The 22282-nt window shown below is 55.3% G+C and carries 18 protein-coding genes and 1 riboswitch; of the genes, 15 read left to right on the plus strand and 3 right to left on the minus strand.

What is annotated here, in order from left to right:
* Nucleotides 1–462: a DUF1934 domain-containing protein gene (locus tag FYJ35_RS13405; RefSeq protein WP_154527373.1), complete on the minus strand. Its 462-nt coding sequence runs from the start codon at nt 460–462 to the stop codon at nt 1–3.
* A gap of 95 nt (nt 463–557) precedes the next feature.
* Nucleotides 558–1229, minus strand: coding sequence for a YigZ family protein (locus tag FYJ35_RS13410; RefSeq protein WP_235906580.1), 672 nt, complete (start codon nt 1227–1229; stop codon nt 558–560).
* A 123-nt stretch (nt 1230–1352) separates the two neighbouring features.
* Here FYJ35_RS13410 and FYJ35_RS13415 point away from each other — a divergent pair, with 123 nt between their 5' ends.
* A complete protein-coding gene (locus tag FYJ35_RS13415; protein WP_154527377.1) occupies nt 1353–4529 on the plus strand; it encodes a transglycosylase domain-containing protein in 3177 nt (1058 codons plus the stop codon).
* Nucleotides 4530–4594: 65 nt separating this feature from the next.
* Here the strand turns inward: FYJ35_RS13415 and FYJ35_RS13420 are convergent, their stop codons facing one another.
* On the minus strand, nt 4595–5098 hold the full coding sequence (locus FYJ35_RS13420; protein ID WP_154527379.1) for a hypothetical protein: 504 nt from the start codon (nt 5096–5098) through the stop codon (nt 4595–4597).
* 195 nt (nt 5099–5293) lie between these two features.
* Between FYJ35_RS13420 and tig the strand changes: the two genes are divergently transcribed.
* From tig to FYJ35_RS13490, 14 genes are all read left to right on the plus strand, one after another.
* A complete protein-coding gene (gene tig, locus FYJ35_RS13425) occupies nt 5294–6508 on the plus strand; it encodes a trigger factor (RefSeq protein WP_154527381.1) in 1215 nt (404 codons plus the stop codon).
* A 5-nt stretch (nt 6509–6513) separates the two neighbouring features.
* Nucleotides 6514–7530 carry a trigger factor gene (locus tag FYJ35_RS13430; RefSeq protein ID WP_154527383.1) on the plus strand — a complete coding sequence of 339 codons (1017 nt, stop codon included), beginning with the start codon at nt 6514–6516 and terminating at the stop codon, nt 7528–7530.
* Between the two features lie 237 nt (nt 7531–7767).
* A complete protein-coding gene (locus tag FYJ35_RS13435; protein ID WP_154527385.1) occupies nt 7768–9162 on the plus strand; it encodes a uracil-xanthine permease family protein in 1395 nt (464 codons plus the stop codon).
* 36 nt (nt 9163–9198) lie between these two features.
* A riboswitch (TPP riboswitch) is annotated at nt 9199–9299 on the plus strand.
* 128 nt (nt 9300–9427) lie between these two features.
* On the plus strand, nt 9428–9736 hold the full coding sequence (locus tag FYJ35_RS13440) for a thiamine-binding protein (RefSeq protein ID WP_154527387.1): 309 nt from the start codon (nt 9428–9430) through the stop codon (nt 9734–9736).
* 4 nt (nt 9737–9740) lie between these two features.
* The gene (locus tag FYJ35_RS13445; protein WP_235906581.1) at nt 9741–10559 is read left to right on the plus strand and encodes an ABC transporter permease; all 819 of its coding nucleotides are present in this window, start codon (nt 9741–9743) and stop codon (nt 10557–10559) included.
* A 153-nt stretch (nt 10560–10712) separates the two neighbouring features.
* Entirely contained in the window at nt 10713–11750 is a 1038-nt protein-coding gene (locus tag FYJ35_RS13450) for an ABC transporter substrate-binding protein (RefSeq protein ID WP_154527389.1), read from the plus strand.
* 14 nt (nt 11751–11764) lie between these two features.
* Nucleotides 11765–12553, plus strand: coding sequence for an ABC transporter ATP-binding protein (locus tag FYJ35_RS13455; protein ID WP_154527391.1), 789 nt, complete (start codon nt 11765–11767; stop codon nt 12551–12553).
* A 206-nt stretch (nt 12554–12759) separates the two neighbouring features.
* Nucleotides 12760–13737, plus strand: coding sequence for a LacI family DNA-binding transcriptional regulator (locus FYJ35_RS13460; RefSeq protein ID WP_154527393.1), 978 nt, complete (start codon nt 12760–12762; stop codon nt 13735–13737).
* Nucleotides 13738–14233: 496 nt separating this feature from the next.
* A complete protein-coding gene (locus FYJ35_RS13465; RefSeq protein ID WP_154527395.1) occupies nt 14234–15526 on the plus strand; it encodes an ABC transporter substrate-binding protein in 1293 nt (430 codons plus the stop codon).
* Nucleotides 15527–15670: 144 nt separating this feature from the next.
* Entirely contained in the window at nt 15671–16552 is an 882-nt protein-coding gene (locus tag FYJ35_RS13470) for a carbohydrate ABC transporter permease (RefSeq protein ID WP_154527397.1), read from the plus strand.
* Entirely contained in the window at nt 16552–17412 is an 861-nt protein-coding gene (locus FYJ35_RS13475; RefSeq protein WP_154527399.1) for a carbohydrate ABC transporter permease, read from the plus strand. The genes FYJ35_RS13470 and FYJ35_RS13475 overlap by 1 nt, the downstream gene beginning before the upstream one ends.
* Nucleotides 17413–17491: 79 nt before the next feature.
* On the plus strand, nt 17492–19360 hold the full coding sequence (locus tag FYJ35_RS13480; RefSeq protein ID WP_154527401.1) for an amylosucrase: 1869 nt from the start codon (nt 17492–17494) through the stop codon (nt 19358–19360).
* Between the two features lie 44 nt (nt 19361–19404).
* Complete coding sequence (locus tag FYJ35_RS13485; RefSeq protein ID WP_277067074.1) at nt 19405–20892, plus strand: glycoside hydrolase family 32 protein; 1488 nt, start codon at nt 19405–19407, stop codon at nt 20890–20892.
* A 201-nt stretch (nt 20893–21093) separates the two neighbouring features.
* Entirely contained in the window at nt 21094–22062 is a 969-nt protein-coding gene (locus tag FYJ35_RS13490; protein WP_154527403.1) for a carbohydrate kinase family protein, read from the plus strand.
* Nucleotides 22063–22282 lie beyond the last annotated feature (220 nt).

Below are 22282 nucleotides of genomic sequence, written 5' to 3' on the forward strand. Positions count from 1 at the left end.
TCAGAGCAGCCGGATCTTGATCTCGGTCTGACAGCCTGCCGGACTGCTGCCCTCCACACTGAGCCGGTAGTGGATGGTCAGACGCAGGTGCTGCTCATCTTCCTCCAGAAGATATCGTTCAGTGTCGATATCTACGAGAAACGATGTGAGCGGAGCCGTGTAGCTGGAGCGGCAGTGCTGCGCCTCATCGAATACAAAGACCGAGGAAATCTGGCCATTGCGTGTAAGCTGGGCACTGCGCTGGTCAAATTTTATGACCGTCCGGGTTTCAGCGCCGTCCTCTGACTTCTCTGAATAAAAGAGATATCTCCGGTTTCCACGTGTACGCAGAATACCGGATGCGGTTGTCTCCATCTGATCCGTCTCGCCGCCGGGCATCTGCCGGATCGCCCGGACATGGACCGTTACATTCTGTGTATCCGTTGCCTTCATGATAGGGTTCGTGCCTCCCGTTTCGTTCATCGCCTTGCCGGCCGCCTCACCGGCGTTCCCTGAACCGGCGTCCGGAACCAGCTCTCGGAACTGACTTTCGGAACCGGCAGGCAGGGAACCGGCAGTTATGAGCTGAACGTCTCAGACTCAAGCGGAGTGATGTCAAGAACGGAACCATCACCCGATGTGACATATCGTACGCTTATTTCCTTCGGAAAGGAAGCTTTCCCGGCCGTTTTCTCGGTCAGGGCGGCTTTCAGGCGCGGCAGCTGTACTGTCGGTACCAGGACCTCCGTGTCGCAGACATCCGTGTAGGAGGCTGAAGTCACCGGACAGGAAGCTGCGCTGATCAGGTACTGGATCTTCCCAAGCTGCTCGTAGCTGCAGCGGATGGTGAGAAGCCAGCCATCCTGCCGGGTAGAGATCTCCGAGGCATCCAGCCCGGCTTTTGCCGCCTGGGTGTAAGCCCGGACAAGGCCGCCTGTTCCCAGAAGCACGCCGCCAAAGTAGCGCGTGACGACGATGAGACAGTCCCGGATCTCTGACCCGGTCAGGACCTGAAGGATCGGCTTCCCGGCAGTTCCCTGCGGTTCCCCATCATCGGAGGAATGCGCGGTTTCATTGTTCGGGCCGATCACAAAGGCATGGCAGCTGTGCCGCGCGTCCCAGTATTGTTTCCGGACGGCGGCGAGGTCTGCATACGCCTCCTCGGCTGTCTGAACCGGGAAAACCTGCGCAATGAATCTGGATTTTTTCTCGATAATCTCTGCCTGTCCGCCGGTGGTGACTATTTTCATAAATCTGTTTCCCGCCATTTATAAGAAAATCTTCAGTATTTTTAACAGATGTAGTTATACAATAAACAGAAACACAACGTCAAACCGTCCAGCCGGCGTGATCAATTTGATGGGAGCGGCCTGATGAGAACAGGGGATAGAAAAAAGAAACGCAGAGAGGAAGCCTTCCCGGCTGATTTTGATGACAGGATCATGCCGGGTGATGACCTGCTTCCGGATGGCTTTGTGCCGGAGGAGACACCGGAGGAGCCGGAGAGAGACAGCAGCCGGAGGAGAACGCGGCATCAGGAGACCGCCGTAAGGGATATCAGCAGGAGCCTGATGGAGGGTGCGGACATTCCCGAGGGAAGCAGCAGCCGGCCCGGAGAACAGGGAAAGCACAAAGGACAAGGCAGACGCGGCAGGCGGCCGCGGAGCAGGGCGCTCACCCTGATTGGGAACATCTTCAAGTTCATTCTGATCGTGCTTTTGGTGTTGATCATCGGGGGCGGTATTTTTGCATTTTTCCAGGTGCGGGCTATTCTCAAGAACGCGCCAGAGATCAGTCCGGCCCAGTTTATACCATCCGAGGCGGCAACCTACATCTATGACGCAGACGGAAAACGGGAACAGAAGCTGACGCTCCCTGAGGCGAACCGGGACCTGGTCAGCATCAAGGACATCCCGAAGGATCTGCAGCATGCCGTTGTCGCCATCGAGGATGAGCGGTTCTACAGGCACAACGGCGTCGATCCGAAGGGGATTGCAAGGGCGCTGGTCAAAGGGCTGAAAAGCGGACATTTCTCCGAAGGGGCGAGCACCATCACCCAGCAGCTTCTGAAGAACTCCGTGTTCCCCGACTGGATGAAGGAGACGACCTTCCGGCAGCGGCTGGAGCGGAAGATTCAGGAGCAGTTTCTGGCACTGAAGCTCGAGAAGATGCTGACGAAGGAGCAGATTCTTGAGGACTACCTCAACACCATCAACCTGGGGGCGGGCTGCTACGGCGTCCAGTCAGCTGCCTACCGGTATTTCGGCCTCCCTGTCTCGGAGCTGTCGCTCTCAGAGGCGACGGTCATCGCCGGTATCACGCAGAATCCGACGGCGTACAATCCGATCACAAATCCGGAGAAGAACAAAAAGCGCAGGACGGAGGTGCTGAACGCGATGCTCAGGCAGGGGTATATTACCCAGTCCCAGTATGCCTCCGCGCTTGCTGACGATGTTTACGCACGCATTCAGGACAATGAGAGCAAGGTCGATACAACCAGTACCATCTACACGTTTTATCAGGACGCGCTGATTGATCAGGTCATGCAGGACCTGGAGGAACAGAAGGGCTATACACACCAGCAGGCGTACAAGGCAGTCTACTCGGGCGGTCTGCGCATCTACTCGGCGCAGGATGATGACATCCAGCAGATCTGCGATGAGGAGTTTGAGAATCCGGCCAACTTCCCGTCTGGGACGGAGGTCGGAATCGACTATGCACTCAGCGTCGAGGACAAGAGCGGTCAGATCACAGACTATGGAAATGAAGACCTGCGCGTTTTTGTGAGAAAGACGAATCCGTCATTTGACCTGATGTACGGGACGGCGCAGGAGGCGAAGGACGGAGCGGCGGCATTCCGGGCATCGGTTGTGAAGGACGGGGACACTGTGCTGGGTGAGCGTGTCACGGTCGCGCCGCAGCCGCAGGCGTCCTGCGTGATTATTGATTCCGCAACCGGGCTTGTGAAGGCACTGGTCGGCGGGAGAGGGACAAAGGAAGCCAGCCTGACGCTGAACCGGGCTTCGTATACGCAGCGCCAGCCCGGGTCAACGTTCAAGATCCTTGCGGTCTACGCACCGGCGCTGGATGAAGCCGGCAAGACGCTGGCGACCGTTTACAAGGATGAGCCCTATAACTATGAAGACGGAACGCCTGTGAAGGATGCGGAGGGCACCTATGCCGGAGACGTCACAATCCGGCAGGCGATTGTGCGTTCGATCAACGTCGCAGCGGTCAAGTGTCTGACGGAGATCACGCCGCAGGTCGGGTTTGACTATGCAGAAAAGTTCGGGATCACATCTTTGGTTGAATCGAAGACGACCGACGGCGGGACATTCTCGGATGTCGGGCAGACGCTTGCGCTGGGCGGACTGACATACGGCGTCACGAACCTGGAGCTGACCGGAGCATACGCAGCCATTGCCAATGACGGACAGTATCTGAAACCGCACTTTTATACACAGGTGCTTGACACATATGGCAATGTTGTGCTCGACAATACCGACCCGGAGCCGAGAACGGTGATTAGGGACAGCACGGCGGCGCTTCTGACCTCCGCGATGCGGGGCGTTATCTCGGATCCGGAAGGGACGGCATACGGAAAGATTGAACTCGGGCAGATGGCGGCTGCCGGAAAGACCGGAACGACGACGGATTACAGGGACAGCTGGTTTGTCGGTTTTACGCCGTATCTGACCTGCGGCATCTGGGCGGGGTACGACAACAACGCGCCGCTCCCGGACAAGGATACCTACCATACCTACAGCAAGACGCTCTGGAACAGCATCATGAGCCGGATCAGTCAGTCACAGACCATCTCGGCGTTCGGGATGCCGTCCGATGTGGTGAGCGTGTCAATCTGTTCTGACTCTCATATGGCGGCGGCCCCGGGCTGTCCGAATCCGTACACGGAGTATTTCGCGAAGGGGACGGAGCCGAAGAATTACTGCAATATTCATGGAGATGGAAGCCCGGTGGACCAGACGCAGCAGCAGACAGACGGAATCTCGCCGGACGCGATTACCATCTATAAATCCGACCAGGCGACGGTCCATACACAGACGCCGGATGCGGCGGACGGTGCGTCCGGAAGCGCGGGTGAAAATACAGGGGCGGCCGGCCCCGGAGGCAATCAGGGGGCGGCAGGCAACACAGGCGGTGCGTCCGGAAGCGGAAGTGCAGGTGGAAATACAGGGGTAGCCGGCCCCGGAGGCACACAGGGGACAGCCGGGAACACGCCCGGAGGCAGCGGGAATCCGGCTGCTGGCACCGGGAATGCCGGCGGGGCAGGTGGGGCTGCAGGCGGAGGCAGCGGCAGCACAACGGGCGGCACGCCGTCAGGCACCGGGAACCCGGCGGGGAGTTCTCAGCAAGGCGGTCAGAGCACGGCTGGCGGAAGCAGTACCTCAGCAGCAGGAAATGCCCAGGGCGGCAGCTCTCAGAATGGCGTGATCCAGATTGGCGGAAATCAGGCAGGCTCCGGGATCCAGCAGGGCGGCTCAGACAAGGATGTCATCGAGATACTGAACAACATTCCGCCGGCGCAGTAAAATCATAAAAAAACAGCAGGTATGCGTCATACCTGCTGTTTGCCCTTCTGCCTGCTGAAGGAAGATTATCTCTTTTTTCCTTTTGCTTTTGAAGACTTGGAGCTGTCGAGCTCTTTTCTCGCTTCGTCGGCCTTCCTGCTGAGCTTCTGATACCACTTTTTCTTCTTTGGCGGCTGCTCGAGCTGTCCGCGGATGGCTCTGACATCCATGATGTAAAGGCCGCTGATGGTGGCTTTGACCTCTTTCTTCAACGGGATGACCGGATAGATGTTCGAGTCGGCGATGAAGGTCATGATCTTGCCCTGGCAGCGTGCCTTGACGATCGGCAGCTTGCTCCGGCGGAGATACTTCGGGGTCTGGTCGATCGCTGCCTGTGGAAGGCCGGATGACTTGATCGGGAGCATCTTCTTGTCGATGACGAGCATCTGGACGCTTTGCTTCGTCTCCTCCATCTTTTCTCTGGATTCATCCTGCCTCTTCTGAAGCTTCTTCCCCCAGAAATAGAGGAAGATCAGCAGGGCGACCAGAGCGGCGAGGATAATCAGCATAACAATTGCAAATACTGGCATAGCTTCCTCCTGTTACCGCAAGTTTGATTCGATTTGTCACAGTCTGAAGACGGTATTCCATTTCGAACAACCTGTGACGTACTCGTGAAATTTTATCATCATTTGGTGGACGGTGCAAGATTATGTTATAGTGAGGGCAGAGGATAAAACATAAAGATAACAATAACAGGGACATACACATCAGGAGGTGTTTTGATGAAGAATAGAATCTTATCCTGTCTGCTTGCAGCCAGCATGACAGTCGCATGGCTTCCGTCAGCAGCCATGGCAGCAGAGACGGAGGCAGGGACAGAAGCCGGAACGGAATCCATGACGGAGGCCGAGACCGAGCAGGAGCCGGAATTCGATGTCGCAGATTACCTGACGATCAATGACGACAAGTACAAGGGCATCGAGGTAACGGTGACGAAGAAGGCAGAGGTGTCGGACAAGGATGTCGAGGACGAGATCAAGCAGGAGGCGTCAGACGCCGGGCTTTCCACGCAGGTGAAGAAGGGAACCGTCAAGGACGGCGACACGGTCAACATCGACTACGTCGGAAAGAAGGACGGAAAAGCCTTCGACGGCGGAACAGCTTCAGGCGCAGATCTGACGATCGGGTCCCATACATTTATCGATGGCTTTGAGAGCGGGCTGATCGGAAAGAAGGTCGGGGATACCGTCGACCTGGATCTGACGTTCCCGGAGAATTACGCATCAAAGGACCTGGCAGGCCAGAAGGTTGTCTTTACAGTCACGATCAACTACATCGAGGGCGAGCCTGAGGTGAATGACGATCTGGCGGACAAGCTCTCCGGCGGAGAGTACAAGGACATCGATGACTTCAAAAAGTCCGTCCGGGAGAAGCTGGAGCAGGATAATGAAACCAACTACAACCGCGAGGTGTACAGTGCTATTTTTCAGCAGCTTCTGAAGCTGTATCCGGTTGACAAGTATCCGCAGGAATTCATTGATTACTACGTGAATACGTCCATGAACCAGCTTCAGCAGCAGGCAGAGGACGAGAGCGAGACGCTGGATGACATGCTGAAGTCGGTCTACAACACGGATGCCGATTCGATGAAGGCTTATTTCAAGACCTATGCGGAGCAGCTTCTTCAGCAGCGGATCATTCTGGGTGTTATCGCGCAGAAGGAGAACATCACGCTGAGCGACGATGATTTCCAGAGCGCAGTGGAAGGGTATGCGCAGCAGTATGGCATCTCTGTCGATGATTTCCTTTCTTATTACAGCGAGAAGGATATCCGTGAGAGTGAGCTTGAAAACAGGGTGATGGAATTTTTGGCTTCAAAGGCAAAGATTACGGAGACAGACGAGACGGAGATCGAGACTGAGGAGCTTGAGGTTGAGACGGAGGCCGGACAGACGGAGGCAGAAACCTCGTCTGCAGAGGCTGATACGGAGAGCTGAGGAACATGAAAGTGTACAGAATGATGGCGGCGCTTCTTTCCGCCGCCATGTTGACAGCGGCACCGGCAGTCTATGCGGAAGATGCGCAGACACCGGCAGCGCAGGCAGCGGACGGACAGACGCAGACGGCGGCATCCGCAGATGAGAGCAGCGCTGAGAAAAATACGAATCAGGCAGAGAGCGGAAAACAGGCTGGAAGTGAAAAACAGTCAGAAAAAGCGGAAGCTTCCGGGAAGACGGAATTGCCTGAGACGAATGGACTTCCGGCTGCCGGGAGCAGTGCGGAGGGGACAAGGCCGTCCTACAAGGCTTCAGATTATGTGAAGATCGGGGACGACCAGTACAAGACCATGACGATCCGCGTCTATCCGCCGGCAGACAGCTCGGCTGAGGCGCAGGCTGATTACAAGAAAAAGCTGGACACGGACATCATGACGCGGCTCTACAGCCTGTATCCGGTGGACAAATATCCGCAGGAGCTTCTGGATTATGTGACCGGGAGTCTCTCCTCCACATATAAGCAGTATGCGGACATGTACGGGATGGATTTCGGCACCTTCCTCAGCACCTACCTCGGGATGGACGAGAAGGCATTCTCGGACGCGGTGAAGAAAGCAGCGGAGACGACGCTCAAACAGGAACTCCTGCTTTCTGCAATCGCTGAAAAGGAGCAGATCACCGTTTCCGACGAGGACTACCAGAAGGGACTTTCGGACTACGCCTCCAGGTATGGATATGCATCCACGGACGCGCTCCTGGCAGATTTTGATGAGGCGACCATCCGCGTCAGTCTTCTGATGGACAAGACGCTTGATTTCCTCGAGACAGCTAACCATGTCGAACAGATCGTGGAGACTGAGAGCGAGTCGGCGCAGACTGAGAGTGAGGCTGCACAGACCACGGAAGCGGCAGGGCAGGAGACAACCGCCCAGACGGCGGCAGCGGCAGGGCAGGAGACAACCGCCCAGACGGCGGCAGCGGCAGGGCAGGATACAACCGCTCAGACGGCAGGCGGTCAGTAAGCATATGCACTGATCAGACGCTGGCTGCAGCAGCCAAACAGGCACAGGCAGACCAGTGAACTGCTGTATTTCCGGCAATATTTCGGAAAAAGAATCAGGAATCCGAAAGAAGTTTCGGGTTGACAGATGGACTGGCGTAAAATAGAATGACAAAAGCAGTTTGTGGCAGGCTGTGATGCCTGCCACTCATGCTGTCTGTATGCTGTTGAGGAAGAGGAGAAGAAGGAGGATATGAGTATGGAGAAAAAACAGCAGCCAGCCGGTCCGATCAGGGACGCCAGAAGCCTCGGTGTTCCGAAGATGCTGATTCTGGGCCTGCAGCATATGTTTGCGATGTTTGGAGCGACAATCCTGGTTCCGATCCTGATTGCCAGCTACTTCAAGGATGCGGTCGGGGAGGCGCCGACGACAGGTCTGACTGTTGCAGTGACGCTGTTCTGCGCCGGCATCGGAACCCTGATTTTTCACGTCTGCGCGAAGATGAAGGTCCCGGCATTTCTCGGATCATCATTTGCGTTCCTGGGCGGCTTTTCAACAATTGCCAGCCTGAACGACGGAATCTACAATGGCATGAGCGCCAATGACAAGGCAGCCTATGCCTGCGGCGGAATCGTGGTCGCCGGCCTGATCTATCTGGTCGTGGCGCTGGTCATCAAGGCAGTTGGAGTGAAGAGAGTCATGCATTTCCTTCCGCCCGTCGTGACAGGCCCGGTCATCATCTGCATCGGTCTTTCTCTGGCAGGCTCTGCGATCAATAATGCGAAGACAAACTGGGGACTTGCCCTGATCGCGCTTGCGGTCATCGTCATCTTCAACATCTGGGGAAAGGGTATGTTCAGAATCATTCCGATCCTGATGGGCGTCCTGATCTCTTATGGCGTGGCGCTGATTCTTCATGCCTGCGGGGTAACAAACCCGGACGGATCCGCAATCCTGAACTTCACAGAGGTGAGCAAGGCCGCGTGGATCGGCCTGCCGCATTTCCAGTTGCCGAAGTTTGATGTCACGGCGATCCTCGTGATGGCGCCGATCTCCATCGCAACCATGATGGAGCATGTCGGCGATATCTCCGCGATTTCCGCAACAACCGGCAACAATTATCTTGCGGATCCGGGGCTCCACAGAACCCTGCTCGGAGACGGACTTGCAACCTCTGTAGCCGGCCTGTTCGGCGGACCTGCGAATACGACATACGGAGAGAATACAGGTGTCCTGGAGCTTTCGAAGGTGTATGATCCGCGCGTGATCCGTCTTGCGGCAGTCTACGCGATCATCATCAGCTTCATCCCGAAGCTGTCCGATCTGATCGGCACGATGCCGGCTTCGATCATCGGCGGCGTTTCCTTCATGCTTTACGGTATGATCTCTGCCATCGGTGTCCGGAACATCGTGGAGAACAAGGTTGACCTGACAAAGTCCCGCAACCTGATCATCTGCGCGGTGATCTTCGTCAGCGGGCTGGGCTTCCAGAGCGGCATCACGTTCCATGTCGGCGGCGCAACCGTGACGCTGACAGCGCTTGCGATTGCGGCGATTGCAGGCATCCTTCTGAACGCCATCCTGCCTGGCAATGACTACCAGTTCGGTGTGAACGAGGAAGGTGACGAGAACCGCGGTGTGCACAACATCTGAGGTTGACTTTTCGGAGGGTTATCTTATAATCAAAATGTTCATTGTCAGGGGAGCCGCAAGGCTGAGAGTAAGACAGTTGTCTTTGACCCTAGAACCTGTTGGATAATGCCAGCGCAGGAAGACAAAAAGTGTGCAGTTTTGTGCGCCCGGCAGACCAGCCGGGCGCTTTTTTTCGGCTGGAGAGAAGCGGGAGGCGTGCAAGATTCACGCGCATGCATGTCAGACAGGTGACCATCAACCAATTTTTGAAGGAGGTATTTGAGATATGAAGTCAAGTGTTGCCATTCAGGTGCTGCCGGCGGTGGATTCGGATCAGGAGGTCTGCCGGATCGTAGATGAGGTGATTGCCTACATCGCGTCTACCGGGCTCAATTATTATGTCGGACCGTGCGAGACAGCCATCGAGGGAGAGGATTACGATCAGCTGATGGAGATCGTCAAGAACTGCCAGAAGATCGCCATCAAGGCAGGCTGCAAGTCGGTCAGCGCGTATGTCAAGATCAACTATCGTCCGGAGGGAAAGGTTCTGACAATTGATCAGAAGATCGGAAAGTATCACAAGGACGCAGAGTAAAAAGATGGGGCGAATTCAGATGCCAGAGCATGAAAACAGCAGGAAGGGGAGAGATGCCATAGCAAGGTTTCAGAAGCATGCGCCGGCGGTGCTGAATCTCCTGGCGATTGCGGCTGCCTGGCTGGTGCTGACAGAGGGCGGGATTGTTCCGAATTACATGCTGCCTTCGCCGGTCGCGGTTGTGAAGGCATTTGTCTCTGACTTCCCGACGCTGATGTACCACAGCGGTGTGTCTCTTGCGGAGGCGATCCTGGGCCTTCTGATCGGAATTGTTCTGGCGTTTCTGATTGCAGTTCTGATGGACCGGTTCATCACCTGCAGGCGGGCACTTTACCCCGTCATGGTCGTCACACAGACGATTCCGACCGTGGCCATTGCACCGATCCTTGTTCTCTGGATGGGCTTTGGCATGGCACCGAAGATCACGCTGGTTGTGATCACGACATTTTTCCCGATAGCGGTCGGACTGCTGGACGGATTCTCGGGAGTCGACCAGGATGCGGTCGATCTGATGCGCTCGATGGGGGCGGGAAGGCGGCAGATTTTTCTGCAGATCAAGCTGCCGTCCGCACTCGGACAGTTCTTCTCAGGACTGAAGATATCCGCTTCCTACTCCGTCGTCGGAGCAGTCGTTGCGGAGTGGCTGGGCGGTTTCAGGGGGCTCGGCGTTTACATGACAAGAGTCCGGAAGGCCTATTCGTTTGATAAAATGTTTGCGGTCATCATCCTGATCGTGATCATTTCACTGCTTCTGATTGCGGTGGTCAATCTGCTGCGCCGGGCTGTCATGCCGTGGGAACGGGTGCAGGAGGAACGCAGCTGACAGAAGAAGCAAGACCGTGCTGACAATCCGGGATGCCGGAGAGCATGCCCGTCATGCGTGCTTGGGCCGTGTCGCGAGCTGTGACAACCAAGGATGCCAGGGGCATATTTGAAAGCATGGCATCATCAATCTGAACAGAAAGAGGAGAGAGATATGAGATACGGAAAAATCACCAGTGTACTGAGTGCGGCGGCAGCGGCGGCGATGCTTCTGTCATCGGCGGCACTGGCAAGTGGAACAGAGGTGGCGACAGAGAAAGAGCAGAACTTCGGGGATGCGGGAAAGATCACCTTCTGCCTGGACTGGACGCCGAACACCAATCATACGGGCATCTTCGTCGCTCAGGAGAAGGGATATTACAAGGATGCCGGACTGGATGTCGAGGTTGTTCAGCCGCCTGAAAATGGAGCTGTCCAGATGTGCGCTTCCGGTCAGGCGCAGTTTGCGGTCGACGCGCAGGACACCATCACAGGTGCATGGACACAGGAGAATCCTTTTCCGGTGACGGCGGTTGCGGCGATTCTGCAGCACAATACCTCCGGAATCATGAGCCGGAAGGGCGAGGGGCTCGACAGACCGAAGGGGCTGGAGGGGCACACTTACTCTACCTGGGACCTTCCGACCGAGCAGGCGATGATGAAGTATGTCGTCGAGAAGGACGGCGGAGATTTTGACAAGGTGAAGATGATTCCGAATGATATCACGGACGAGCCGGCGGCGCTTGCAGCCAGGCAGACAGACGCGATCTGGGTCTTCTACGGCTGGGGCTATCTGAATTCCGAGGTGGAGGGTGTGCCGTGCGATTTCTTCTACTTCAAGGACATCGAGTCGTCATTTGACTACTATACACCGGTCATCATTGCCAATAACGACTTCCTGAAGGATCACGCGGATGCCGCGAAGGCCTTCCTGAAGGCGACGGGGAAGGGATATGAGTATGCTGTGGAGCATCCGGATGAGGCGGCGCAGATCCTGATTGATTCCGACAATACAGGCTCGCTGAAGGGCTCCGAGGAGCTTGTAAAGAAGAGTCAGGCCTATATGGCGGATCAGTACATCGCGGATGCCGCGTCCTGGGGCGTCATCAATGCAGACAGATGGAATGCCTTCTACAAGTGGCTCTACGACAACAAGCTGATTGAGAAGGATCTGACCGGCACCGGCTTCACAAACGATTATCTGCCGCAGTAAGCAGGGGACAGAACATGACAGAGGTACTGAGCGCGGCTCACATCACAAAATCATATGGAGAGCGGACGATCATCCGGGATATCAATGTCCATCTGAATGAACAGGAGATTGTCTGCCTGCTCGGAGTCAGCGGCGTCGGCAAGACCACACTGTTTCACATCCTGTCGGGCTTGAGCCAGCCGGACAGCGGAAGCGTGATGCTCAACGGAAGAGAGATCACCGGACAGCCCGGAAAGATCAGCTATATGCTGCAGAAGGATCTGCTCCTTCCGTACAAGCGGATTATTGATAATGTCGCGCTCCCTCTGACGATACGCGGAATGAAGAAGCAAAAAGCGCGTGAGAAGGCGGCGGCCTACTTTGAACAGTTTGGGCTTTCCGGGACTGAGTTCGAATATCCCGCGCAGCTCTCCGGGGGCATGCGGCAGAGAGCCGCGCTGCTTCGAACCTATCTGTCCTCGGAGGGCGTTGCGCTTCTGGATGAACCGTTCAGTGCGCTCGACACGATCACGAAGAGCGCGATCCATGACTGGTATCTGGATATCATGCAGAAGATCAGCCTCTCAACCCTGTTCATCACCCATGACATCGACGAGGCCATTGTCCTGTCCGACCGGATCTACATCCTGTCCGGCTCGCCGGGGCAGATCACAGACGAGATCGAGATTGAGGAGAAGCGCCCGAGAGCGCGCGACTTCAGCCTGACACCGGCATTTCTTTCTTATAAAAAGCAGATCGTTTCGGCGCTTGGCCCCGGATCGTTCAGGATTCAAGAGAAGGATGATGGGTTAGAAATGAAATGAAAATGCTATATTCCCATATTCCCGGTTACTTTTTCCGATTACACCGTTGACAGGAGGATTCTGCAGCGATACTATATGTTATGCGTATAACATGTTTAACTAAGTATAAAGCGGCTTTTTAGAAGGTGCAGCAATGTGAATTCTGACCAGTCAAGGGGCAGAAGGATACGCATATATGGAAAAAGGAACAGTCAGGGAGGGTTCATATGGCGACTCTGAAGGATGTTGCGAAGGCTGCCGGTCTTTCGGTCGGGACGGTCTCGCGGGTTCTGAACAACAGAGGCTATATCAGCGATGAGACAAGGCAGAGCGTCTATGCGGCGATGGAGCGCTTGAATTACCAGCCAAACGAGGTGGCGCGTTCATTGTCCAAGCAGAAGAGCAACACAATCGGACTCATTATGCCGAGCATCGAGCATCCGTATTTTGCAAAGCTGATCAGCTGTCTTGAGCGGGCAGCGTACGAGCAGGAATACAAGGTCCTGCTGTTCTGTGCCTATGGCATCGATGACCAGGAGAAGAAATTTGTCGAAGCCTGCAGGAGCAACCGGGTTGCCGGGCTGATCATCTGCTCCGATACGGTGCGGACACAGACTTTCAACAACCTTGGCTTTCCGCTTGTCAGCTATGAGCGGTACCTTGATTCGAGCGATGCTTGTGTCCTCTGCGATAACCATGAGGGCGGCCGGATGGCGGCACAGGAGCTGATCGCAAAGGGGTGCAGAAGGATTGGCTGCCTGAGCGGAACCTCCCGGGTCGGTCTGCCGGCGGATACCCGGAAGGAAGGGTTTCTGGAAGCCTGCAGACAGCAGGAGATCGAGACGGTTGAGCTGGACTTCCCGCCGGAGCGGACGGTTGACTCCGGCTACTATCCGGATATCCTCGAATTTCTGAAGCGGAATGAGGGGATTGACGGTCTGTTCTGCGGCAGCGATGTGATCGCGGCGGAGGCCATCCAGGCAGCAGTGGAGCTGGGCATCAGCGTTCCGGACCGGATGAAGATTATCGGCTATGACGACACGCTTCTGTCGGAGCTGACGATGCCGAAGATTACGACGATCCACCAGCCAGTGAAGGAGATGGCGGAGATGTGCATCGATCTGATCGACAAGAAAAACAACGGGGATTTCGTCCCGGCAAGGACGATCTTCCATGTCTCGCTGGTGAGCAGAGGGACGGCCTGACCAGCGATATCAAAGTGTACGCAAGTCTGGCTGTTCCATTCTGTATCGGCGGACTGGTGAATCAATCATGAATCAATAAATGAGAGAACGCGTTTTATGTGAGCGCCTGCCACAGGATATTCCCTTTGGCAGGCGCTTTTTTCGCAGTTTTGCGCAGCCTGGCGCTTTGGACATTTTGCGGAGCGGAAACGTTCCCACCGGATGACTGTGCCGTACAGGGGGTATACAGACTGTAAACAATCTGAATTTATACCAAATATAATAAACGAATGACACAATTGAACAAGTTATGAACAAGCGAAAACAGCGGATTTTTGAAAAGTGTATGGTCAATATACACAACAAAAAAGGATAAAAACTGTCAATATATCACGAAATACAAATTCAAACATGTTAAACGGTTGACATATCATACAGGCGGTGATACAGTGGAACCAGCCTAAAGGACAAGGAACTTTCAGTTCCTGCTTTTACAAAAAAATCATGGAGGGTAAACATGAGAAGAAGAACAGCAGCTGTTATGGCAACGATTCTTGCAGCGACTCTGGGAGCGACGCCGGTTCTGGCAGATGAGCTTTCAGTGTTCAACTCCAAGAGTGAGATTGAGGAACAGATGGAGGACATGGCTTCCGACTATTCGGATGAGAACGATGTCGATATGGAAGTCTACTACTCTCAGGATACAGTGGCAGCGCATCTTTCCACCAAGTATGCCTCCAAGGATCCGTACGTTCTGTCCATGGTCGATGCAAAGGATATCTACAGCCTCGGGCCGGATCACGCACTTGACCTGTCCGATCAGCCGTGGGTGAAGGATTCCAGCCAGATCATCAGTATTGACGGCAAGGTCATGGGCTTCCCGGTCTGCATCGAGGCACGCGGCGTCATCTACAACGCAGACGCTATCAAGAAGATCACCGGTGAGGATTTTGATCCGGCTTCTGTCAAGACCATGGATGATTTCGATGCGCTCTGCCAGAAGCTGGTTGACGGCGGCATGGAGGCTCCGACCGGCATCATGAAGGAAGACTGGTCGCTTGCGGGACACTATCTGCAGGAGGTTTATGAGGAGCGCGAGGATCCGTCCGCATTCATCAAGGGACTTCACGATGGAACGGTTGACCTGACGAAGGATGAAAAGTTCAACTCTCTGATGGACACCTTCGATGTCCTGATGAAGTATAACTACGCAAAGGATGCACCGATCGCTGCAGAGCGTGAGACAACAGAGCAGAAGCTGGCTGAAGGCGAGATCGCATTCATGTTCGGCGGAAACTGGGACTGGTCCGTCATCAACGCGTATGACTACAGTGAGAACATGGGCATGATGCCGGTTCCGCAGAACACAGACGACGGCTCCAATGAGAAGCTTGTCGGCGGCGGTTCCAAGTACTTCTTCATCGACAACTCTGTATCTGAGGATCTGCAGAAGCAGGCAGAGGACTGGCTCAACTGGCTGGTCAACACGGACGACGGCAAGGATTTCCTGGTCAACACCTGCTCACTGGTACCGGCATTCAAGACCAACACACTGGATGTCAGCGACCCGCTTGGAAAGTCCGTCAAGTCCTATGCTGATGATGACAAGCTGATTGCAAACTACAACTACGATCCGGACGACCACTACTCTGTATGCGGCGCTCCCATGCAGAAGTACCTCGCTGGTGAGATCGACCGCGCAGAGCTGGCAAAGGAAGTCGAGGCATACTGGCAGGGTGCAACCCTCGCTGATCCGGCAGTCACAGGCGGCGCAGCAGCTGGAACCGAGGCAGCTACAGAAGCTGAGTAATCCTCGATAATCGATTCCTTTCCAAGAGTGATTCAAAAATAATCCGGTCATCCGGTTTCCTTCGGAAGACCGGGTTCGGCAAGGCGGGAGGTATCGGGAGATACCGGTGCCTCCCGCCTTTCATATCTGAGCAGGAGAGAGAACATGAAAAGAAATACGATGTCGTACAAGGTACGGCAGTTCCTCATGTTCGCGGGCATTCCGACCGTGCTTTTCATCGGTGTCATCATCATTCCGTTCATCTACGGTCTGTATCTGACATTCACGAGCTGGGACGGTGTCTCTAGGGCAAAGCCGTTTGTCGGGTTATCCAACTATGCGGCGGCGTTCTCTGACACAGCGTTCTGGACAGCGATGGGAAAGACGGTCCTTTACTCCGCGATCTCAGTCGTCCTTGTTAATGTGCTTGCATTCTTACTCGCTTATCTTGTGACAAGCGGCATCAAGGGACAGAATTTCTTCCGGGCAGGTTTCTTCATCCCGAACCTGATCGGCGGTATCGTCTTAGGTTACGTCTGGAAGTTCGTTTTCAACCGTGCGTTCGTCACGATTGGGAAGTCCCTCCATATCGGCTTCATGGAGACGTCTTGGCTGGCAACACCCGCCGGGGCAATCGCCTGCCTGATCATCGTTTCAGTCTGGCAGTACGCAGGATACATGATGCTGATCTATGTGGCAGGCTTTATGAGCGTGCCGAAGTCCCTGATTGAAGCTTCCCAGATCGACGGCTGCACCAAGAGCCAGGCAACCTGGAAAGTCATTGTACCGCTGATGCGGGCTTCATTTGTCGAGTGCCTGTTTCTGACCATCACCAGATGCTTCATGGTCTACGATGTGAACCTGTCCTTGACAAAGGGTGAGCCGTTCAACTCTTCGGTGCTCGCTGCAATGCATGTCTACAACCAGGCGTTCACCTACAAGAACTACGGTGTCGGCCAGGCTGAGGCTCTGATCCTGTTCATCGTCTGCGCTGTCGTCGGCGTCCTTCAGGTTCAGATCGGTAGAAAAGGGGAGGTGGGTGCGTAATGTCTGAGAATGAGAGAGCAGCCCGCAACAGGAAGATCACGAAGATCATCATGTGGATCGTCCTGCTGATCCTCTTTATTATGATTGTGTTTCCGTTCATCATGGTCGTGATCAATGTCTTCAAGACCAAGGCGGATATCAATTCTCATCCGTTGGCACTGATCGGCAAGCACGGCTTCACGACGAAGAACTTCCCGAAGGCTATGAAGAAGATGCACTTCTGGAGAGTGTTCGGGAACTCCCTGATCATCACCCTCAGTTCGACGGTGCTGACCCTTCTTCTTTCCGCGATGTGCGCGTTCGTGCTCGTCCGGAATAAGTGGAAGGCGTGCACGCTGCTGTTCACGATGATGATTGCGTCCATGGTCATCCCGTTCCAGGTTCTGATGGTTCCGCTCGTTTCCTTCTACGGCGGCCTTCTGAATGTCCTGAACCACAGGCTTACACTGATTCTGATGCATACCGGATTCTCGCTTTCGATGGCGACTTTCCTCTACCACGGTGCGATTCACACGAACATTCCGCTGGAGCTGGAGGAGGCGGCGCTGATCGACGGCTGTACCAGGTGGAAGACCTTCTGGAAGGTGGTCTACCCGCTGCTGACGCCGACGACCGCAACGGTCGCGATCATCGACGCGATGGCATTCTGGAATGACTACCTGCTTCCGAGCCTTGTCCTGACAGACAAGAGCCTGTACACGATCCCGATCGCGACACAGGTCTTCTATGGAACCTTCTCGACCGATATCGGACTGATCCTGGCGGCTCTGCTGATGGCAATGCTGCCGATCCTGATCCTGTATGTCTTCCTTCAGAAGTACATCGTCGCAGGTGTCACCTCCGGAGCAGTCAAGGGATAACAGCTGACAACACGGGCGCGGCAGAACGTACAAGGTGGTGCGTTCGCTGCGCCTGTTTTCATGTACAGGAGAACAGGGTATGTTTGATGAATCAGGATGGAACAAGGAATTCAAGGAGCGCTTTAATCACCGCTATGATGAACTGAAATGGCTGTATTTTTCACTCTACGGGGAGGATTACCAGGCGCTGGACTGGCTCACGGCGGCGATGTGGGACTATTATTCCGAAAGAAAGAGCAGCCTCAAGAAGCTCGACCGGCAGAGGGAGAAGAATCCGGACTGGTACAAGGGAAATGGACTTCTGGGTATGATGATGTACTCGAATCTGTTCGGCGGCAACCTTCAGGGCGTTCGTAGCAGACTGGACTACATCAAGGACTGCGGTGTGAACTACCTGCACCTGATGCCCCTTCTGGACAGTCCGAAGGGAAAGGACGACGGCGGATACGCGGTCGCTGATTTCCGGAAGGTGAAGCCGGAGCTCGGGACGATGAAGGATCTCGAGGAGCTTACAGAGGACTGCCACAATGCCGGGATCTCGGTTGCCCTTGATTTCGTCATGAACCACACCAGCGAGGAGCACATTTGGGCGAAGCTGGCACGTCAGGGCGATTTGGCGGCAAGAAGCCGGTATTTCTTCTATGATAACTGGGACATCCCAAACCAGTTTGAGCGGACAATGCCGGAGGTCTTTCCGACGACGGCACCGGGAAACTTTACCTGGCTGGACGACTGCAAGCAGGTCGTCATGACGACATTTTACCCATACCAGTGGGATCTGAACTATGGCAACTGTATGGTCTTTAACGACATGACCGCCAACATGCTTTATCTGGCAAACCGCGGTATCGATGTCATGAGGCTGGATGCGGTTCCATATATATGGAAGCAGCTCGGCACAAACTGCCGCAACCTGCCGCAGGTTCACACAATCGTCCGGATGATGCGGATCATCACGGAAGTCGTCTGCCCGGGCGTCCTGCTTCTGGGCGAGGTCGTCATGGAACCGTCCAAGGTCGTGCCGTACTTCGGGACGGTCGAGAAGCCGGAGTGCCACATCCTCTACAATGTCACGACGATGGCGAGCACCTGGAATACAATCGCCACGCGCGATGTCGGACTTTTGAAGCGCCAGGCTGATCAGGTGGCCGGGCTTCCGAAGGACTATGTGTTCCAGAACTACCTCAGATGCCATGATGACATCGGCTGGGGCCTGGACTATGACTGGCTCAAACAGTTCGGCATCGACCAGGTCGCACACAAGAAGTACCTGAACGATTATCTGACGGGGCGCTGGTACGGCAGCGACAGCAGGGGCGAGCTGTACAACGACGATCCGAAGCTCGGAGACGCAAGGCTCTGCGGGACGACCGCATCCCTCTGCGGACTGGAGGCAGCGCTCTATGAGAAGGACAAGGCAAAGGAGGAGAAGGCGATTGCCTGCATCCTGATGCTGCACGCCTGGTTGTTCACACAGAGCGGCATCCCGGTTATCTATTCCGGAGATGAGATCGGACAGCTCAATGACTATACATATAAGAAGGATCCGGAGAAATGGGCGGACTCCAGATATCTCCACAGAGGAAAGTTCCCGTGGGAGAAGGTTGAGAAGAAGGATCCGATCTCGATGCGGATTTTCAACGCACTCAGAGTGATGGAGAAGCTGCGCGCAGAGCATGCAATCTTCTCCGGCCAGGCCGGGGTGGAGACGATGGAGACCGGAAGCCGTTCTGTGCTCGGGATTCTGCGTTATCTTGGAATGGATCAGCATCTGAGAGCGTACTTCAACTTCAGTGAGCAGACCCAGCACTTCTGGACCATGCCGGATGACGAGGCAGAGCGGTATGTCGACCTGTTCTCAGGGAAGACGATGAAGGAACTCGGCGACCAGCTGGAGCCGTACGGATACAGATGGTATCTGGAGCAGCCGAAGGCAGTAGAAGCGTAAGACAGATGACAGCATGAGGCAGGAAGGCCGGACAGGAGAGAGACGTGAGCAAAATACTGGAAGACGCAAGAAAGTACGAAGAAGAGATGGGAAGCCGCATCCCCGCGGATGCACGGCCTCATTTCCACCTGTCCTCGCGGGTGGGATGGATGAACGATCCGAACGGATTTTCCTGGTACAAGGGACAGTATCATCTGTTCTATCAGTACAATCCGTATGATACGGTCTGGGGACCCATGCACTGGGGCCATGCCGTGTCGGATGATCTGCTCCACTGGCAGTATCTTCCGGCAGCGCTGGCACCGGATGAGGAATACGACAAGGACGGCTGCTTCTCCGGATCCGCCATGACGATGCCCGACGGACGGCAGATGCTGATCTATACCGGCGTTGTCCGTGAGCTGGACGAGCAGGGTGTCCGCCGCGGGCTGCAGCGGCAGTGCGTTGCGGTCGGGGACGGGCTGAACTATGAGAAGATCGACGCCAACCCGATCCTGACGGTTGAAAATCTGCCGGAAGGAGCGAACAAGTATGAGTTCCGCGACCCGAAGATCTGGCAGGAGACGGACGGGACGTACCGGATGGTCACCTGCTGTGCCAACCATGAGCGGGACGCGCGGATTGTCATGTTTTCGAGCCTTGACGGGCAGAAATGGAGTCGCGGAAAGGTCCTGATCCGGAACAATGGGCGCTTCGGGAGTGTCTGGGAATGCCCGGAGTTCTTCCGCCTCGACGGCAAGTGGGTGCTCCTGACTTCTCCGATGGACATGCTGCCGGAGGGCTTTGAGTACCATAACGGGAACGGGACACTCTGCCTGATCGGGGACTACGACAGTCAGACAGGAACCTTTACTCCGCAGAAGAACCAGACGATCGACTATGGCATCGATTTCTATGCGACGCAGACAATTCTTGCGCCGGACGGACGCCGGATCATGATTGCCTGGATGCAGAACTGGGATACGACACCCGGCTACCGGCTGGAACCGACCACATGGTTCGGGCAGATGACGCTTCCAAGGGAGCTCAGCATCCGGGACGGGCATCTCTATGAAAACCCGGTCAGGGAGATCGAGACGCTGCGAACCGGCAAGGTCGCCTATGAACATGTCTATGTGGATGGAGATACGGAGCTTGAGGGCATATCCGGACGGCGGACGGAGCTGCTCATGGATATTGTGCCGGCGGATGAGGCGGCCGGCTTCAGGAAGTTCCAGGTGCGTTTCGCGTCAAAGGGCAGATATTACACAACCCTCAGCTTTCATCCGGAGGAGGGCATCGTGAAGATCGACCGCAAGTTCTCCGGTTCCAGACGCGCAATCATCCATCAGAGAAGGATGCAGCTGCGCCGGAAAGGAAATCACCTGAAGATCCGCCTGATCCTCGACAGATTTTCGGCAGAGGCATTCTTCAACGACGGAGAACAGGTGATGACGGTGAATCTGTACACAGAGCAGGACGCGGACGGTATATCCTTCAGCAGCGAGGGCGCCGTCTCCATGAACATCACAAAATATGACCTGACCCTGTAATTCCATGGTATACTGACCACATACGGCACCTGGCAGCGCACAGGAGAGGACGCTCAGCGCCAGAGGAAGCATCTGGCAGCGCACCGGGGCGGCACTCAGCGCCGGAGGCAGCACCTGGCAGCGCACCGGGGCTGCATTCAGCGCCAGAGGCAGCACCTGGCAGTATGCCGGAAAAGGACGCACTTGCAAGGAGGATGGGAGATGGCAAAGACGGTAGACGTGACAGCTCTCGGAGAGCTGCTCATCGATTTTACGGAGAACGGACTGAGCAGTCAGGGAAATCCGCTTCTGGAGGCGAATCCGGGCGGAGCGCCCTGCAATGTTCTTTCAATGCTCCAGAACTATGGCAGGAAGACCGCCTTCATCGGCAAGGTTGGCGATGACATGTTCGGGCGGATGCTGACGGAGGCAGTGAAAAGCGTCGGGATCGACACAAGGGGACTGAAGACCGATCCGGTCGTCCATACGACGCTGGCGTTCGTGCATACATTTGAGAATGGGGACCGGGACTTTTCCTTCTATAGAAATCCCGGCGCAGACATGATGCTGACAAAGGAAGATGTCGACGAAAAGCTGATTGAGGAGTCGAAGATCTTCCACTTCGGGACACTGTCCTCGACAGATGAGGGGGTACGCGAGGCGACCCGCTACGCCATCGACGTGGCGAAGAAGGCAGGCGATGTCATCACCTTCGACCCGAACCTCAGACCGCCGCTCTGGAGGTCGCTCGACGATGCGAAGAGAGAGATCGAGTACGGTCTTTCAAAGTGCGACGTCCTGAAGATCTCGGATAACGAGGTTGAGTTCATGTGCGGGACGACTGACTACGACGAGGGTGCACAGATGCTCATCGATAAGTATCAGATTCCGCTGGTGCTGATCACGATGGGCAGAGACGGCAGCCGCGCCTACTACAAGGGACTGCGCGTCGAAGCGGCGCCGTTCCTTCAGGAGAAGACGATCGAGACGACCGGCGCAGGCGATACCTTCTGCGCAACCATCCTTCACTTTGTTCTGAAGTATGGCCTGGACGGCTTTGACGAGGAGAAGCTGAGGGAACTGCTCGTTACGGGCAATGCGGCAGCCTCCATCGTTACGACGCGGAAGGGCGCACTGAAGGTTATGCCGACTGTGGAGGAGATCCAGACTCTGATCCGCGAACGCAGCTGACTGGCATGCCGCTGCATACAGGTATGCGGGGACGGTTTTAAAACGGACAGGCATATCCATATGTTTCATAAAAAAGACCGGGATGGACAAAGGATGATATGCTACCCCCAAGTAGGACAATGAAATATAAAACCTACTTGGGGGTATTTCTATGTCTAGGAAAAGCAAAATTGATCCGATAGAAAAAGTAAAGATCATTGAACGGCTACTGGCAGAAGAG

The sequence above is a fragment of the Porcincola intestinalis genome (assembly GCF_009696445.1).
Classification (GTDB): Bacteria; Bacillota; Clostridia; order Lachnospirales; family Lachnospiraceae; genus Porcincola; species Porcincola intestinalis.